This is a genomic window from Mesorhizobium sp. WSM4821 (assembly GCF_055901555.1).
The window spans coordinates 3,893,577-3,910,653 of the sequence record NZ_CM148371.1 but is presented as its reverse complement, the minus strand read 5'-3'; the positions used below and the strand labels follow the sequence as shown (position 1 = coordinate 3,910,653).

At 62.9% G+C, this 17,077-nt stretch carries 15 protein-coding genes; all 15 read right to left on the bottom strand.

Annotated features, from left to right (window positions below; all coding sequences use genetic code 11):
• Positions 1 to 60: 60 nt before the first annotated feature.
• Complete coding sequence (locus AC0NID_RS18930) at positions 61 to 744, bottom strand: ABC transporter ATP-binding protein (protein ID WP_208760208.1); 684 nt, start codon at positions 742 to 744, stop codon at positions 61 to 63.
• Complete coding sequence (locus AC0NID_RS18925) at positions 741 to 2,027, bottom strand: lipoprotein-releasing ABC transporter permease subunit (RefSeq protein ID WP_473455683.1); 1,287 nt, start codon at positions 2,025 to 2,027, stop codon at positions 741 to 743. The genes AC0NID_RS18930 and AC0NID_RS18925 overlap by 4 nt, the downstream gene beginning before the upstream one ends.
• The gene (gene proS / locus AC0NID_RS18920) at positions 2,024 to 3,352 is read right to left on the bottom strand and encodes a proline--tRNA ligase (protein WP_473455684.1); all 1,329 of its coding nucleotides are present in this window, start codon (positions 3,350 to 3,352) and stop codon (positions 2,024 to 2,026) included. Before proS ends, AC0NID_RS18925 begins: the two co-directional genes overlap by 4 nt.
• Before the next feature lie 638 nt (positions 3,353 to 3,990).
• Positions 3,991 to 4,275, bottom strand: coding sequence for a DUF1467 family protein (locus tag AC0NID_RS18915; RefSeq protein ID WP_473455685.1), 285 nt, complete (start codon positions 4,273 to 4,275; stop codon positions 3,991 to 3,993).
• Complete coding sequence (gene mce / locus AC0NID_RS18910; protein ID WP_473455686.1) at positions 4,272 to 4,676, bottom strand: methylmalonyl-CoA epimerase; 405 nt, start codon at positions 4,674 to 4,676, stop codon at positions 4,272 to 4,274. Before mce ends, AC0NID_RS18915 begins: the two co-directional genes overlap by 4 nt.
• A 141-nt stretch (positions 4,677 to 4,817) precedes the next feature.
• Entirely contained in the window at positions 4,818 to 6,488 is a 1,671-nt protein-coding gene (locus tag AC0NID_RS18905) for a ribonuclease J (protein WP_473455687.1), read from the bottom strand.
• A gap of 35 nt (positions 6,489 to 6,523) precedes the next feature.
• On the bottom strand, positions 6,524 to 7,345 hold the full coding sequence (locus AC0NID_RS18900) for a biotin--[acetyl-CoA-carboxylase] ligase (RefSeq protein WP_473455688.1): 822 nt from the start codon (positions 7,343 to 7,345) through the stop codon (positions 6,524 to 6,526).
• Between the two features lie 4 nt (positions 7,346 to 7,349).
• Positions 7,350 to 8,786 carry an NADH-quinone oxidoreductase subunit NuoN gene (gene nuoN / locus AC0NID_RS18895; protein ID WP_473455689.1) on the bottom strand — a complete coding sequence of 479 codons (1,437 nt, stop codon included), beginning with the start codon at positions 8,784 to 8,786 and terminating at the stop codon, positions 7,350 to 7,352.
• A gap of 18 nt (positions 8,787 to 8,804) precedes the next feature.
• Positions 8,805 to 10,310 carry an NADH-quinone oxidoreductase subunit M gene (locus tag AC0NID_RS18890; protein ID WP_473455690.1) on the bottom strand — a complete coding sequence of 502 codons (1,506 nt, stop codon included), beginning with the start codon at positions 10,308 to 10,310 and terminating at the stop codon, positions 8,805 to 8,807.
• Positions 10,310 to 12,283: an NADH-quinone oxidoreductase subunit L gene (gene nuoL / locus AC0NID_RS18885; protein WP_473455691.1), complete on the bottom strand. Its 1,974-nt coding sequence runs from the start codon at positions 12,281 to 12,283 to the stop codon at positions 10,310 to 10,312. Before nuoL ends, AC0NID_RS18890 begins: the two co-directional genes overlap by 1 nt.
• 11 nt (positions 12,284 to 12,294) lie before the next feature.
• The gene (gene nuoK / locus AC0NID_RS18880) at positions 12,295 to 12,603 is read right to left on the bottom strand and encodes an NADH-quinone oxidoreductase subunit NuoK (RefSeq protein ID WP_006335669.1); all 309 of its coding nucleotides are present in this window, start codon (positions 12,601 to 12,603) and stop codon (positions 12,295 to 12,297) included.
• A gap of 1 nt (position 12,604) precedes the next feature.
• Positions 12,605 to 13,225, bottom strand: a complete 621-nt coding sequence (locus AC0NID_RS18875) for an NADH-quinone oxidoreductase subunit J (protein ID WP_145720898.1) — start codon at positions 13,223 to 13,225, stop codon at positions 12,605 to 12,607.
• A 233-nt stretch (positions 13,226 to 13,458) separates the two neighbouring features.
• On the bottom strand, positions 13,459 to 13,950 hold the full coding sequence (nuoI, locus tag AC0NID_RS18870) for an NADH-quinone oxidoreductase subunit NuoI (protein ID WP_027046992.1): 492 nt from the start codon (positions 13,948 to 13,950) through the stop codon (positions 13,459 to 13,461).
• Entirely contained in the window at positions 13,950 to 14,993 is a 1,044-nt protein-coding gene (gene nuoH, locus AC0NID_RS18865) for an NADH-quinone oxidoreductase subunit NuoH (protein ID WP_145720899.1), read from the bottom strand. The genes nuoI and nuoH overlap by 1 nt, the downstream gene beginning before the upstream one ends.
• 2 nt (positions 14,994 to 14,995) lie before the next feature.
• Positions 14,996 to 17,077 carry an NADH-quinone oxidoreductase subunit NuoG gene (gene nuoG / locus AC0NID_RS18860; RefSeq protein WP_473455692.1) on the bottom strand — a complete coding sequence of 694 codons (2,082 nt, stop codon included), beginning with the start codon at positions 17,075 to 17,077 and terminating at the stop codon, positions 14,996 to 14,998.

The window sequence follows — 17,077 nt, the reverse complement described above, 5'->3', positions numbered from 1 at the left end:
CAAATTGTCGGCCGTCCGCGCACTGAACGGCCGTGAAAGACTACCGAGAAGACGGCGCGCTTAGAGTGGAACAACCTTGCCGTCGGCCAGCGTGACGCGACGGTCCATGCGCGAGGCAAGCTCGTGATTGTGGGTCGCGATCAGCGCCGCAAGGCCCGATTGCCGGACCAGCGCTCCCAGCGCCTCGAACACATAGGAGGCGGTAACCGGGTCGAGATTGCCGGTCGGCTCGTCGGCCAGAAGCACCAGCGGCGCATTGGCGACGGCACGCGCGATGGCGACGCGCTGCTGCTCGCCGCCGGACAATTCGGACGGCCGGTGCTGCGCACGCTTGCCGATCTGCATGTAGTCGAGCAGTTGCGCCGAACGCTCGGCGGCCTCCTTGCGCGTCAGCCCCTTTATCAGCTGCGGCATCATGATGTTTTCCAGCGCCGTGAACTCCGGCAGCAGGTGATGGAACTGATAGACGAAGCCGACATCGTTGCGGCGGATCGCCGTGCGCTCGTCGTCGGAAAGCCGCCCGCAAGCACGGCCTGCCAGAATCACGTCGCCTGCGTCCGGCCGTTCCAGCAGCCCGGCGGTATGCAACAGCGTCGACTTGCCGGTGCCAGAGGGCGCCACCAGCGCCACGATCTCGCCGCGCTTCAGCGAAAAATCGGCGCCTTTGAGAATGGTGAGCTTGCGCGGGCCTTGGACATAGTGCCGCTCGACGCTCTTCAGCTCGATAATGGCCTCGGCCATCATTCGTACCTCAGCGCTTCGACCGGATCGAGCCTGGCCGCGCGCCATGCCGGAAACAGGGTCGCCAGGAACGATAGCACTAGTGCCATCAGAACCACCGAAATCGTCTCGCTGGCGTCCATGCGGGCCGGCAGCTGGCTCAGGAAATAGAGCTCGGGATTGAACAGCCTCTCGCCGGCCAGCCAGGAGAAGAACTGGCGGATGCGCTCGACATTCAGGCAGATGACGACGCCGAGGAGGACGCCGGCGAGTGTGCCCACCACGCCGATCGCCGCCCCTGTCATCAGGAAGATGCGCAGGATAGCACCCCGCGTGGCGCCCATGGTGCGTAGGATGGCGATGTCGTGGCCCTTGTCCTTCACCAGCATGATCAGGCCCGAGATGATGTTGAGCGCCGCCACCAGCACGATCAGCGTCAGGATCATGAACATGACGTTGCGTTCCACTTGCAGCGCATCGAAGAATGTCCTGTTGCGCTCTCGCCAGTCGACCATGCTGATCGGCCGCTGGGCGGCCTCCTCGACCTTCGGCTTCAGCGCGTCGACACCGTCGGGATTGTCGACATAGATCTCGATGGTCTGGGCCCGGCCGTCCATGTTGAAATAGAGCTGCGCTTCCGAGAACGGCATGTAGACGATGGAGCTGTCGTATTCCGACATGCCGACTTCGAAGATCGCCGTGATCGGGTAACCCTTCATGCGCGGCGTCGTGCCGAGCGGCGTCACATCGCCCTCGGGCGCGATCAGCGTGATGGTGTCGCCGAGCACGAGACCGAGATTGTCGGCCATGCGGCTGCCGATGGCGACGCCCTCGCTTGCGTCGAAATCGGCGATCGAGCCCTGCTTGATATTGGTTGCGACGATCGAGATCTTGCCCAGATCCTCACCGCGTATGCCGCGCACCAGCGCCCCTGACCCGCCGCCGACATTGCCTTGCGCCAGCACCTGCCCGTCGATCAGCGGAATGGCGTATTTGACGCCGGACACGCCGTTGATGCGGCCGGCAACCTGCGCGTAGTCCTCAAGCGGCATGTCGAGCGGCTGCACGATCAGATGGCCGTTGACGCCGAGGATGCGCGTCAGGAGCTCGGCGCGAAAGCCGTTCATGACAGCCATCACGACGATCAGCGTGGCGACGCCCAGCATGATGCCGAGGAAGGAGATCGAGGCGATGACGGAGATCACCGTCTCCTTGCGGCGCGAACGCAGATAGCGCCACGCAACCATGCGTTCGAAGACGGAAAAAGGTCCGGCGGCCAGGGGTTTCGCTGCGGCCGCTTCGCTCATGCGGCAACACCGAAGCGTTTCTTCACGTCCGCGATCGGCAGCGTCTCGCGCTCGCCGGTCTTGCGGTTCTTGATTTCGATCTCGCCGGCTGCCACGCCGCGCGGTCCGACGATCACCTGCCACGGCAGGCCGATCAGGTCGGCGGTGGCGAACTTGCCGCCCGGCCGCTGGTCGGTGTCGTCGTAGAGCACGTCCTTCCCGGCAGCGGCAAACGCCGCATAAAGGTCGTCGCAAACGCGGTCGCACTCGGCGTCGCCGGCCTTCATGTTGATCAGACCAATGTCGAAAGGCGCCACCGCCTCCGGCCAGATGATGCCGTTGTCGTCATGGCTGGCCTCGATGATCGCCGCGACCAGCCGTGACGGGCCTATGCCGTAGGACCCCCCCGAGACGAAATGATCCTTACCGTCGGGCCCGGTCACCTTGGCGCCCATCGGCTTCGAATATTTGTCGCCGAAATGGAAGATATGGCCGACCTCGATGCCGCGCGCCGAGACCCGGTCCGTCTCGGCGACCTTTTCCCATGCTGCTTCGTCGTGCATCTCGTCGGTGGCGGCATAGGGTGCCGTCCATTTCGTGACGATGCCGCTGATCTCGGCATCGTTCGAGAAATCCGTGCCTTCGCCCGGTACCGTCAGCGCAAGGTAGTCGCGATGGCAAAACACCTGGCTTTCGCCGGTGTCGGCCAGGATGATGAATTCGTGGCTGAGGTCACCGCCGATCGGCCCGGTGTCGGCTCGCATCGGGATCGCCTGCAGCCCCATGCGCGTGAACGTCCGGAGATAGGATACGAACATCCTGTTATAGGCCGCCTTGGCGCTTTCGAAGTCGAGGTCGAAGGAATAAGCGTCCTTCATCAGGAACTCGCGCGAACGCATGACGCCGAACCGCGGCCGCACCTCGTCGCGGAATTTCCACTGGATGTGATAGAGGTTGAGCGGCAAATCCTTATAGGACTTCACGTAGGCGCGGAAAATCTCGGTGACCATTTCCTCGTTGGTCGGTCCGTAAAGCATGTCGCGATCTTGCCGGTCCTTGATGCGCAGCATCTCCTTGCCGTAGTCGTCATAGCGGCCGCTTTCGCGCCACAGCTCGGCGGACTGGATGGTCGGCATCAGGATCTCGAGCGCGCCGGCCCGGTTCTGCTCCTCGCGAATGATCCTGCAGACCTTGTCCAGCACCCTTTTGCCGAGCGGCAGCCAGGAAAAACTGCCTTGCCCCTGCTGGCGGATCATGCCGGAGCGCAGCATCAGCCGGTGCGAGACGATTTCAGCCTCGCGCGGATTTTCTTTGAGGATCGGCAGGAAATAGCGCGACAAACGCATGGACTGGTCCGTGAGTGAGGATTGCCGCACCGGAATCGGCGCAGCGCTGGCTTGCTTGCCCCGGCTTAATAGCCATTTCATGACGGAATGGAAACCCGCCCCCAGGCGCCCGCAAAGGTGTCGCAGTGCCGCAACCGCCTTGCTGGTCGTTTCGCAAGCAACGCCTGCCCTACTATTGTGCACTGCAGCACGAGATTGCTTATTTCTAGGCAAAATTCCGCGTGACATTTTCATCCGCCTTGGGCTAATGTGCGCCGATAACCGAGAGGGCGGAAGGAAATCTGCCCTCCTACGCGGTCAAAGTCTTGGGAGGATGCGATCTAGGCGCGGTTACTCGCTGCCGCCGGACACCGGAAACAGATCGGACGCGTTTAAATTGCAAGGCCTTGTGCCTTGCATTTTTTTTGTGCAATCATTTGGTTAGCACGACGTATTGCCAAATCGCTTTATCCAGACATGCCGCCTCGCAGATGCGCGGCCGCTTTTGAGATACGCCATGCATAAAACAAGAAATTGACGCGCGTAATCATGAATCGCCTGGGGGTGCGCGACGCACTCGCGGGAGCTGACAAATTCGGAAGCCGGCTTTGTTTTGCCCCATCGGCGCTCGCGTTCAGGGCGACGAATTGCCGGCCATGCTAACGCTTGGGGCTCTGGCTAAAATCCGGCACGATGTGCGGTATGTCGTCGATGCCGAGGCCGAGCCCCCTCGTAACGCCATAGAAGATGCCAAGAAGAACCATCGTGACGATCGTCGTTCGTAGCGCCGCGCGCACCATGTGCGGTCCGCGCGGAGCGCTGGGTACCGTACCCAGCGTCACGTCCTGATCCTCGTCCTGCGTTCTCACGCTGAACGGCAGGATGGCGAACAGCACCACCCACCACGTGATGAAGAACAGGGCGAGGAACGAAACCCAGCTCATGCTTGCTCCAGTTCGACCAGCGTGCCGAAGAAATCCTTGGGATGCAGGAACAGCACCGGCTTGCCATGCGCACCGGTCTTCGGATTGCCGTCGCCCAGGATACGGGCGCCGCTGGCCCTGAGGTGGTCGCGAGCGGCAAGAATGTCGTCGACCTCATAGCAGACGTGATGCATGCCGCCCGAGGGGTTCTTCTCGAGAAATGCCGCGATCGGCGAGCCCTCGCCCAGCGGCTCCAGCAATTCGACCTTGGTGTTGCCGACATCGACGAACACCACCGTCACGCCATGCTCCGGCAGCGCCTGCGGCGCGGTCACCCGAGCCCCGAGCGTGTCGCGATAGGCCGCAGTCGCCGCGGCCAGATCCGGCACGGCAAGCGCGACATGGTTCAAGCGTCCGAGCATAGGGGCTCCCAGGTTAGGGGAGTAGGGTAGTAGGGCAGTAAGGGAGTAGGGAAAAACATGATCTGGGAGTGCAGACTGTTTGCGCTCCTGCTTCTTACGTCCCTACTCCCTTACTGCCCTACTACCCTACTCCCTTGTTCGTCACCGCGTGACGAACACTGTCACCAACGGCTTCTTGCCCCACGCTTCGTTGGCGGCGCCGCGCACGGCGCGGCGCACGGCCTCCTGCACGAGGTCGAGGTCTTTTCGGCGCTGACGGGGGATGGAGTCCACGGCGCCGATTGCCGCATCGATCATCAGGTCTTCCAGTCTCTCGCCGCTTGCATCGGCCTCGGCGACGCCGATGGCCACCAGATCGGGATCGCCGGCAAGCTCATATCTGTCATCGAGCACGACATTGACCGCGACATGGCCGGCGAAGGACAGCTTGCGCCGGTCGCGAATGCCCATCGCCTGGTCGGTGCCGATCAGCCTGCCGTCCTTGTAGATGCGGCCGAACGGCACCTGGTCGATGATCGTCGCCGCACCGGGATAGAGCCGCAGCATGTCGCCGTCACGCACTTGCGCCACCTGGCCGATGCCGGACACCGACATCAGCGAGCCCTGCGCCACCAGATGCGCCGCCTCGCCATGCACCGGCACGCCGATCTGCGGGCGCACCCATTCGTACATCTTGCGCAACTCGCTGCGGCGCGGATGGCCGGAAACATGCACCAGCGCATCGCCGTCCTCGATGATCTTGATGCCGAGATCGATCAGGCGGTTCTTGATCTCGAGAATCCCCTTCTCGTTGCCGGGGATGGTGCGCGAGGAGAACACCACCGTGTCGCCCGATGTCAGCGACACCGATTTCATCTCGTCGCGCGACAGTTTCGCCAGTGCCGCAAGCGGCTCGCCCTGGCTGCCGGTGCAGATGATGACGAGGTTTTCGCGCGGGATGAAGCCAAAATCCTCCTCGGCGATGAATTCGGGCAGCCCGTCCATATAGCCAAGCTCGTCAGCCACATCGATGACGCGCTTCAGCGAGCGACCGAGCACCAGGCATTGGCGGCCTGCATCCCTTGCGGCCTTGGCAATGGAAACGATGCGCCCGACATTGGAGGAGAAAGTGGTGACCGCGACGCGGCCCTTGGCGCTCTGGATGACGCCCTTGAGGCCCTCGCCCACCGCCACTTCCGACGGCGAATCGCCTTCCCGCAGCGCGTTGGTGGAATCGCAGATCAGCGCCAGCACGCCCTTGTCGCCATAGGCGCGGAAGCGGGCCTCGTCGGTCATCGGCCCGATCGTCGGCGCCGGATCGATCTTCCAGTCGCCGGTGTGGATGACGGTGCCGGCCGGCGTGGTGATCGCCAGTGACATCGGTTCGGGAATCGAATGCGCGACCGGGATGGCTTCGATCTCGAACGGGCCGACGCTGAATTTTTCGCCGGCCCGGTAGATCGTCAACGGGATCTTCGGCGCACCCTGCTCGCCCTGGCGCTTGGCCTCCAGCAATCCGGCGCCGAACGGCGTCATCCAGACCGGCGCCTTGATCTTCGGCCATGTGTCGAGCAGCGCGCCGTAGTGGTCCTCATGCGCGTGGGTGATGACGATGCCGCGCAGATTGGCGATGTTCTCCTCGATGAAGCGCGTGTCGGGCAGCACCAGGTCGACACCAGGCAGGCTGGCATCGGGAAAGGTGACGCCGACATCGACGACGATCCATTCACGCGCATCGGCCGGCCCATAGCCATAGAGGGCGAAGTTCATGCCGATCTCGCCGACGCCGCCGAGCGGCACGAAGACGAGCTCGGCGTTTTCCGCTTTCGCCATGATCTTTCCTTTCCTGGCCGGTCGGACCAAGCCTTTCAAACCTGGGTCGACGCGACCGCGCCGAAATGCACGTCGCCGGCGGCGATCGTCAGAACCGAACCCTTATCGTCGCGGATCACGAAACGGCAGTCCTCGTCAATGGTCTCGAACGTGCCGCGCACCACATTACCGTCAATTCTGACAGCAACTTGCCCGCCGAGCCCCGCCGCTCGCGCCAGCCAGCGCCGCCTGACGGCGGAAAGCCCGCGCCCGTCATTCCACAGCCGCGCATTTTCGCTCCAGGCATCCGACAGCGCCAGAAACAAGGTCTCGGCATCGCAGGTAGCGCCCAGCGCGTAAAGCGATGTCGCCGGATAAGGTAAATCCTTGGGGTATGCCACCACATTGACGCCGATGCCGACCGCCACCGCGAAACGGTCGCCATCCAGAACAGCCGATTCCAGCAGGATGCCGGCAAGCTTGGCGCCGGAGGCAAGCACATCGTTGGGCCATTTCAGCTCGAAGCGGTTCTTCCCATCGCTGCCGCCGTCGAGACCGATTGCGATCCTGCCCTTCGGCACGACGGCGTCGAGCGCATCGGCCAGCGCCAGCCCGGCGACGAAGCCGAGCGTCGCGGCAAGACGTAGCTCGGCATTGGTGATCAACAGCAGCGTCGCCGCCAGATTGCCCTCGGGCGTTGCCCAGACCCGGCCGCGCCGGCCACGCCCGCTTTCCTGCTTCTTTGAAACGACCCAGAGCTTGCCCGGGTCCCCCGACCGCGCATGGTCCAGCGCCAGCGCATTGGTGGAACCGACCGTGTCATGTGCCTCGAGCCGGAACCCTTCCGACGCCGCCGTTGGAGCCAGCCGAAATGTCATCCCGTCAGAAAAACGTTTTGGCGGCGGCTTCGGCGTAGGTGCCGATCGGTCCGCCGATCAGCACGTAGAACAGCACGAAGGCGCCGCTGACGCCTAGCACGACGCGAAGCTCGGTCGCCATCGGCACGAAGCCGCCGACCGGTTCGTCGAACCACATGATCTTGATGATGCGCAGATAATAATAGGCGCCCACCACCGAGGCCAGCACGCCGATGATCGCCAGCGCGTAGAGGTTGGCGTTGATGGCGGCGAGAAACACGTACCATTTCCCCCAGAACCCGGCGAGCGGCGGGATGCCGGCCAGCGAGAACATCAGGATGGTCAGGATCGTCGCCATGATCGGATTGGTCGACGACAGGCCGGCGAGATCGCTGATCTGCTCGACATTGCCTTCCTTGCGCCGCATGGCGAGGATGAAGGCGAAGGTGCCGAGCGTCATCACCAGATAGATCAGCATGTAGATGGCGACGCCGCGCACGCCGGCCTGGCTGTTGGCGGCGAGGCCGACCAGCGCGTAGCCCATGTGTCCGATCGAGGAATAGGCCATCAGCCGCTTGATATTGGTCTGGCCAATGGCCGCGAAGGCGCCGAGTGCCATCGAGGCGATCGAGATGAAGACGATGATCTGCTGCCAGTCGGCGGCAATCGGCTTGAATGCGCCCATGGTGACGCGCACGATCAGCGCCATCGCCGCCATTTTCGGCGCCGCCGCGAGGAAGGCCGTCACCGGCGTCGGCGCGCCTTCATAGACGTCGGGCGTCCACATGTGGAACGGCACCGCCGATATCTTGAAGGCGAGGCCGGCCAGCACGAAGACCAGACCGAAGACCAGGCCAAGCTGTCGCTCGCCGCCGCCAAGGGCTGCGGCGATCTCCTGGAACCCGGTGTTGCCGGTATAGCCGTAGACCAGGCTGATGCCGTAGAGCAGCATGCCCGACGACAGCGCCCCAAGGACGAAGTACTTGAGCCCCGCCTCGGTCGAGCGCAGATTGTCCCGGTTGATCGCCGCCAGCACGTAGATCGCCAGCGATTGCAGTTCGAGGCCGAGATAAAGCCCGATCATGCCGTTGGCCGAGATCATCAGCATCATGCCGAGCGTGCACAGCAGGATCAGCACCGGATATTCGAACTTGTCGAAATGCTCCGCCTTGGCGAAGCGCATCGACATGACCAGCGTCACCGCCGACCCGATCAGCGCCAGCACCTTCATGAAGCGGGCGAAGGGATCCTGGACGAAGGCTTCGCCATAGGCAGTGCCCTGCCCGGTGGAAAAGACCATCCAGGCACCCGCAATCACGAGGACGGCGACGGCAAGGCCGCTCACCGTGGTGGTGGTGTTGGCGCGCGAATAGGCGCCGAGCATCAGCAGCGCCAGGGCGCCGACGGCGAGGATCAGCTCTGGTGTCGAGAGCGACAGGCTGGAGAGAAGGTCCGGCGTCATGGTTCGCAAAATCCCCAATCAGTTCGCCGCCGCGGTCTGCGCGGTGTCGATGGATGCCGTGACATTGGTGACGAGCGCCTTGACCGATTCGGCCGTCGCGTCGAAGACCGGGGCCGGGTAGACGCCGAAGAAGATGACCAGCACGACCAGCGGATAGATGATCACCTTCTCGCGCGCCGACAGATCGAGCAGCCCCTTGAGGCTGTCCTTGGTCAGCGCGCCGAAGATCACCCGTCGATAGAGCCAGAGCGCATAGGCCGCCGACAGGATGACGCCGGTTGCGGCGAAGAACGCCACCCAGGTATTGACCCGGAACACGCCGAGCATGGTCAGGAACTCGCCGACAAAGCCGCTGGTGCCGGGCAGGCCGACATTGGCCATGGTGAAGATCATGAACACGGTTGCGTATTTCGGCATGTTGTTGACCAGCCCGCCATAGGCGTCGATGTCGCGCGTGTGCATGCGGTCGTAGATGACGCCGACGCAGAGGAACAGCGCGCCGGAGACGAGGCCGTGCGACAGCATCTGGAAGATCGCCCCCTGCACGCCTTCCTGGTTCATCGCGAAGATGCCCATGGTGACGAAGCCCATATGGGCGACCGACGAATAGGCGATCAGCTTCTTCATGTCCTCCTGCATGAGCGCCACCAGCGAGGTGTAGATGATGGCGACGACGGACAGCGCGAACACCAGCGGCGCGAACATCTCCGAGGCGATCGGAAACATCGGCAGCGAGAAGCGCAGGAAGCCGTATCCGCCCATCTTGAGCAGGATGGCGGCCAGGATCACCGAACCGGCCGTCGGCGCCTCGACGTGAGCGTCCGGCAGCCAGGTGTGCACCGGCCACATCGGCATCTTCACAGCGAAGGACGCGAAGAAGGCGAGCCACAGCCAGGTCTGCATGCTGGCCGGGAAATTATGCGTCAGAAGCGTCGGGATGTCGGTGGTGCCGGACTGGAAGAACATCGCCATGATGGCGAGCAGCATCAGCACCGAACCGGCCAGCGTGTAGAGGAAGAACTTGAACGAGGCGTAGACGCGCCGCTTGCCGCCCCACACGCCGATGATGATGAACATCGGGATCAGGCCGGCTTCGAAGAAGACGTAGAACAAAACGATGTCGAGCGCGCAGAACACGCCGATCATCAGCGTCTCCAGCAACAGAAAGGCGATCATGTAGGCCTTGACGCGCTTCTCGATCGATTCCCACGAAGCCAGGATGCAGAGCGGCATCAGAAAGGTGGTCAGGATGACGAACAGCATCGAGATGCCGTCGACGCCCATGTGGTAGGAGATGCCGGAATCCAGCCAGGCAAGCTTCTCGACGAACTGGAAGCCAGGCTCCGAATTGTCAAAGCCGGTCCAGATGAACAGCGAGATGATGAAGGTGACGCTCGTCGTCCACAACGCGATGGCGCGGATGTTGCGGCGTGCATTTTCGCTGTCGTCACGGACGAACAGGATGAGCAGCACACCAACCAGCGGCAGGAAGGTGACCAGCGAGAGGATCGGCCAGGCGGTCATCAGAGCATCATCCAGGTGACGAGTGCGGCAACGCCGATCAGCATGGCGAAGGCGTAGTGATAAAGATAGCCGGTCTGCAGCTTGACGACCCGGTTGGTGACGTCGACGACGCGCGCCGAAACGCCGTCCGGGCCGAGACCGTCGATGACGGTGCCGTCGCCGGTCTTCCACAGGAAGTGGCCGAGGCGTTTTGCCGGCCGCACGAACAGGAAGTCGTAGAGCTCGTCGAAATACCACTTGTTGAGCAGGAAGGCGTAGAGGCCGCGATGCTGCGCCGCGAGGTTCTTTGGCATTTCCGGCGCGCGGATGTAGAACTGCCAGGCAATCGCAAAGCCGATCAGCATGGCGATGAACGGCGCCAGCTTCACCCACAGCGGCACTTCGTGGATGTCGTGCAGGATGTGATTTTCCGGCAGCGTGAACAGCGATGCCTTCCAGAACTCGGCATAGCCCTCGCCGATGAAAGCGCCATGGAAGATCACGCCGGCGAACAGCGCGCCCGCCGCCAGGATGAACAGCGGCACCAGCATGACCGGCGGCGATTCATGGACATGGTGCATGACCTCGTGGCTCGCCCGCGGCTGGCCGTGGAAGGTCATGAAGATCAGCCGCCAGGAGTAGAAGCTGGTGAAGCAGGCGGCGACGACCAGCAGCACGAAGGCAAGGCCAGCGGCCGGATTATGCGCGGCAAAAGCGCTTTCGATGATCGCATCCTTGGAGAAGAAGCCGGCGGTGCCGATGACCGTCACCGGAATGCCGACGCCGGTCAGCGCCAGCGTGCCGATCACCATCATCCAGTAGGTCTTCGGGATGAGTGTCCTCAAGCCCCCCATATTGCGCATGTCCTGTTCGTCGGAAACGGCGTGGATCACCGAGCCGGAGCCTAAGAACAGCAGCGCCTTGAAGAAGGCATGCGTGAATAGATGGAAGATCGCCGCGCCATAGGCGCCTACGCCGAGCGCCACGAACATGTAGCCGAGCTGCGAACAGGTCGAATAGGCGATGACGCGCTTGATGTCGTTCTGGACAAGGCCGACGGTCGCCGCGAAGAAGGCGGTGAAGGCGCCGATGAAGGTGACCACGATCAATGCCGAATGCGACAATTCGAACAGCGGCGACAGCCGCGCCAGCATGAACACGCCGGCCGTCACCATGGTGGCGGCATGGATGAGTGCCGAGACCGGCGTCGGGCCTTCCATGGCGTCCGGAAGCCAGGTGTGCAGCGGCACCTGGGCCGACTTGCCCATCGCGCCCATGAACAACAGCAGGCAGACGACGGTCATCGCAGCCTGCTTGTCGAGCGCATAGCCGAGGAAGGTCAATACGGCAGCACCCTGCGGTGCGCCTTCGGCCGGGATGAACGTCGCCGCATTGGCGAAGATGGTGCCGAGGTTGACCGAGCCGAACAGCACGAACACACCGAAGATGCCGAGCGCGAAGCCGAAATCGCCAACGCGGTTGACGACGAAGGCCTTGATCGCGGCGGCATTGGCCGACGGCTTCTTGTACCAGAAGCCGATCAGCAGATAGGAGGCGAGGCCGACGCCTTCCCAGCCGAAGAACATCTGCACAAGGTTGTCGGCCGTCACCAGCATCAGCATGGCGAAGGTGAACAGCGACAGATAGGCGAAGAAGCGCGGCCGGTTCGGATCGTGATGCATGTAGCCGATCGAGTAGATGTGGACCAGCGCTGACACCGTGTTGACGACGACCAGCATCACCACCGTCAGCGTGTCGATCCTGAGCGCCCATGCGGCCTCTAGCCCGCCCGACTGGATCCAGCGCAGCACCGGCACGGTGAACACTTCGCCCTCGCCGAAACCGACGGCGAAGAAGGCGACCCACGACAGCACGGCCGATATCACCAGCAAGCCGGAGGTGATGTATTCGGAGGCCTTGGCGCCGAGCGACGTGCCGAACAGGCCGACGACCAGGAAGCCGAGCAGAGGAAGGAAGACGATGGCCTGATACATGGTGGTTTCCGTCAACCCTTCATCATGTTCACGTCTTCGACCGCGATCGAACCGCGGTTGCGGAAGAAGACGACGAGAATGGCAAGGCCGATCGCCGCTTCAGCAGCGGCGACCGTCAGCACGAACAGCGCGAACACCTGACCGACGAGATCGCCGAGTGCTGCCGAGAAGGCAACGAAATTGATGTTGACCGCGAGCAGGATCAGTTCGATCGACATCAGGATGACGATGATGTTCCTGCGGTTCAGGAAGATGCCGAACACGCCGAGCGTGAACAGGATCGCCGATACGGTGAGATAGTGCGCGATGCCGACGGTCATTTCAGATTCCTTCGCCCGTCTTGACCTTGCGGATTTCCATTCCCGTTGCCGGCGTGCGGCCGACCTGGGCTGATATCGACTGCCGCTTGACGCCCGGCTTGTGGCGTAGCGTCAGCACGATGGCGCCGATCATGGCGACCAGCAGCACAAGGCCTGCAATCTGGAAATAGTAGAGGTAGTCCGTATAGAGGATGTCGCCGAGCGCTGCCGTGTTCGACCGCGCCACAAGGTCGGGAATGGGTTTCGAAACGGTCGCGGCCAGCTGCGGCGCGAACGTATAGCCGCCGAGCACGACGATCAGCTCAGCCGCCAGGATCAGCCCGACCAGCGCGCCGATCGGCGCATATTGCAAGGCGCCTTCCTTCATTTCGGCGAAATCGACGTCGAGCATCATGACGACGAACAGGAACAGCACCATGACCGCGCCGACATAGACGACGAGCAGGATCATCGCCAGGAACTCGGCGCCGGTCAGCATGAACAGGCCGGCGGCGTTGAAGAAGGTCAGGATCAGGAACAGCACGGAATGCACGGGATTGCGCGCCGAAATGACCATGAACGCCGACGCCACCGCGATAAAGGCGAAGAGGTAGAAAAAGGCCGCCTCTAATCCATTCAGCATGGGTTCCCCCGGGTTTCCTGTCCAAACAGGACGTTCGTCCTGTTCAAGTTTTGCCACCGCCTCCGGTCGGCAAGTTTCGTGTTCCTATCGCATGTTTCGATCGGGTTGAAAGACCCGATCGAAAGAAACATGCGGCACTTTCAATTCCGAAGGATGATCTTGTCCGAAACGTCTGCAACTTTTTCGGGATCATCCTCTAAAACGAGGCCTCTCGCCCGTCCATGCGTCAAATGTCAGCGGTACGGCGCATCCAGCGAGATGTTGCGCGCCAGTTCGCGCTCCCAGCGGTCACCATTGGCCAGCAGCTTGTCCTTGTCGTAATAAAGTTCCTCGCGCGTCTCGGTCGCGAATTCGAAATTCGGCCCTTCGACGATGGCGTCGACCGGGCAGGCCTCTTGGCAGAAGCCGCAATAGATGCACTTCACCATATCGATGTCGTAGCGCACGGTGCGGCGCGTGCCGTCGTTGCGGCGCGGACCGGCCTCGATGGTGATCGCCTGCGCCGGGCAGATCGCCTCGCACAATTTGCAGGCGATGCAGCGTTCTTCGCCGTTCGGATAGCGGCGCAGCGCATGCTCGCCGCGGAAGCGCGGGCTGGTCGGCCCCTTCTCGTGCGGATAGTTGATCGTCTCTTTCGGCGCGAAGAACTGGCGCATCGACAAAAAGAAGGCGCTGACGAAGTCCTGCAGCAGCAGCGACTTTGCGGCTTGGGATAGAGCGGACATCACGCAAACCCCGTGATCTTGAGGAACGCGGCGACGATCACCACCATCGCCAGCGAGATCGGCAGGAAGACCTTCCAGCCGAGCCGCATCAACTGGTCATAGCGGTAGCGCGGCACGAAGGCCTTCACCATGGAGATCATGAAGAACACCAGGCAGACCTTGAGCACGAACCAGATCAGACCCGGCACCCAGGTGAAGGGAGCGAAGTCGAAGGGCGGCAGCCAGCCGCCGAGGAACAGGATGGTGGCCAGCGCGCACATCAGCACGATGGCGACATATTCGCCGAGGAAGAACAGCAGAAACGGCGTCGACGAATATTCGACCATATGGCCGGCGACGAGTTCCGATTCGGCCTCCACGAGGTCGAACGGCGGACGGTTCGTCTCGGCCAGCGCCGAGATGAAGAAGATGACGAACATCGGGAACAGCGACAGCCAGTGCCAGTCCAGGAAGGTGTTGGGCAGGCCGACCCGCGTGCCCAACCCATCCTGCTGCGACAGCACGATGTCGGACAGGTTGAGCGAGCCGACGCAAAGCAGCACGGTGACGATGACGAAGCCGATCGAGACTTCGTAGGACACCATCTGCGCTGCCGAGCGCAGCGCACCGAGGAACGGGTATTTCGAATTGGACGCCCAGCCGCCCATGATCACGCCATAGACCTCGAGCGAGGAGATGGCGAAGACATAGAGGATGCCGACATTGATGTTGGCGATCGCCCATCCGTCGCTGACCGGGATCACCGCCCAGGCCGAGATCGCCAGCACCGCCGACACCAGCGGCGCCAGCAGAAAAACGCCCTTGTTGGCGCCTGACGGGATCACCGGCTCCTTGAACACGAACTTCAGAAGGTCGGCGAAAGCCTGCAGCGTGCCCCATGGGCCGACGACGTTCGGGCCGCGGCGCAACTGCACCGCCGCCCAGATCTTGCGGTCCGCGTACAGGATGTAGGCAACGAAGATCAACAGCACGACGATCAGCACGACCGACTTCAACAGGATGATCAGCGCCGGCAGCACGTAGAAAGAGAAGAAGGTGTCCATGCTTATTCCGCCGCCTGCCTGAAGCCGTTTTTCGCCAGCGCCGAGCATTCCGCCATCACGGCGGAAGCCCGCGCGATCGGATTGGTCAGGTAGAAATCCTTGACCGGCGAGGTGAAGCTGCCCTTGTTCAGCCGCCCGCCGAGCTTCGCCACCTTGGCGACATCGTCGGCGTTGCCGGCCGCGACCTGGTCGATGCGGGCGAGATGCGGAAATTCCGAATAGAGTTTTGCGCGAAGCTGCGGCAGCGAATCGAACGGCAGTTTCCTGCCCAGCACATCCGACAGGGCCCGCAGGATCGCCCAGTCCTCGCGCGCATCGCCCGGCGCGAAACCGGCACGGTTGGTCTGCTGCACGCGGCCCTCGGTGTTGACGTAGGTGCCCGATTTTTCGGTGTAGGCGGCACCTGGCAGGATGACGTTGGCGCGGTGCGCACCCTGGTCGCCATGCGTGCCGATATAGACGACGAAGGCGCCGCCGGTCTTGGCCATGTCGATCTCGTCGGCACCGAGCAGGAACAGCACGTCCATGTCGCCCAGCATGCCGGCGACGTTCATGCCGCCCTCGCCCGGCACGAAGCCGACATCGAGACCGCCCACGCGCCCCGCCGCAGTGTGCAGCACGGCAAAGCCGTTCCAGTCAGCCCTCGCGGCATTGACGGCCAGGCTAAGCTTCGCCGCCTGGCCGAGCACGGCCGCGCCGTCTGAACGTGCCAGGGCTCCCTGGCCGACGATGATGAGCGGATGCATCGCCTTCTTCAGCACCTGGAAGAACTTGCCATTGCCGTCGGCCAGTTCCTTCAGCGATTCCGGTCCGGCGCCGAGCTGCTCATACTCGTAGCGCGTGTCGCCGACGTCGCCGATGACGCCGACCGGCAGATTGCCGACCCGCCAGCGCTTGCGGATCCGGGCGTTGAGCAAGGACGCCTCGAAGCGCGGATTGGCGCCGATGATCAGCACCGCGTCGGCTTGCTCGATGCCCTCGATGGTGGGATTGAAGATATAGCTTGCCCGGCCGAGCGAGGGATCGAGTGCCGCGCCATCCTGGCGGCAGTCGGTGTTCTTCGAGCCGAGCGAGGCCATCAGCAGCTTCAGCGCATAAATTTCCTCAACGGCGGCGAGATCGCCTGATATGGCGCCGATCTTTTCGGGCGATGTCTTCGACACCGCCTCCTTGATCGCGGAAAATGCCTCGGCCCAGCTTGCCGGCACCAGCCTGCCATCCTTGCGCACATAGGGGCGGTCGAGGCGCTGGGTGCGCAAGCCGTCCCAGATGAAGCGGGTCTTGTCGGAAATCCACTCCTCGTTCACCGCCTCGTTGGTGCGCGGCAGGATGCGCATCACCTCGCGGCCTCTGGAATCGACGCGGATCGCCGAGCCGACGGCATCCATCACATCGATGGATTCGGTCTTGGTCAGCTCCCACGGCCGCGCCTGGAAAGCGTAGGGCTTGGAGGTCAGCGCACCGACCGGGCAAAGGTCGATGACGTTGCCCTGCAGTTCCGAGGTCATCGCGCTTTCGAGATAGGTGGTGATCTCGGCGTCCTCGCCGCGGCCGATCAAGCCGAGTTCGGAAATGCCGGCGATTTCGGTGGTGAAGCGGACGCAGCGCGTGCAGTGGATGCAGCGGTTCATGATCGTCTTGACCAGCGGCCCGATATACTTGTCTTCGACCGCCCGCTTGTTCTCGTGATAGCGCGAGGAATCGACGCCGAAGGCCATCGCCTGGTCCTGCAGGTCGCACTCGCCGCCCTGGTCGCAGATCGGGCAATCCAGCGGATGGTTGATCAGCAGAAATTCCATCACGCCTTCCCTGGCCTTCTTGACCATCGGCGTGTTGGTGAAGATTTCCGGCGTTTCGCCGTTCGGGCCGGGGCGCAGGTCGCGCACGCCCATGGCGCAGGAGGCCTGCGGCTTGGGCGGTCCGCCCTTCACCTCGATCAGGCACATGCGGCAATTGCCGGCGATCGACAACCGCTCATGGAAGCAGAAGCGCGGCACTTCCGCGCCGGCGTCCTCAGCCGCCTGCAGCAGCGTGTAGTGGTCGGGTACAGTGATCTCTTTCCCGTCGACCTTGAGCTTTGCCAT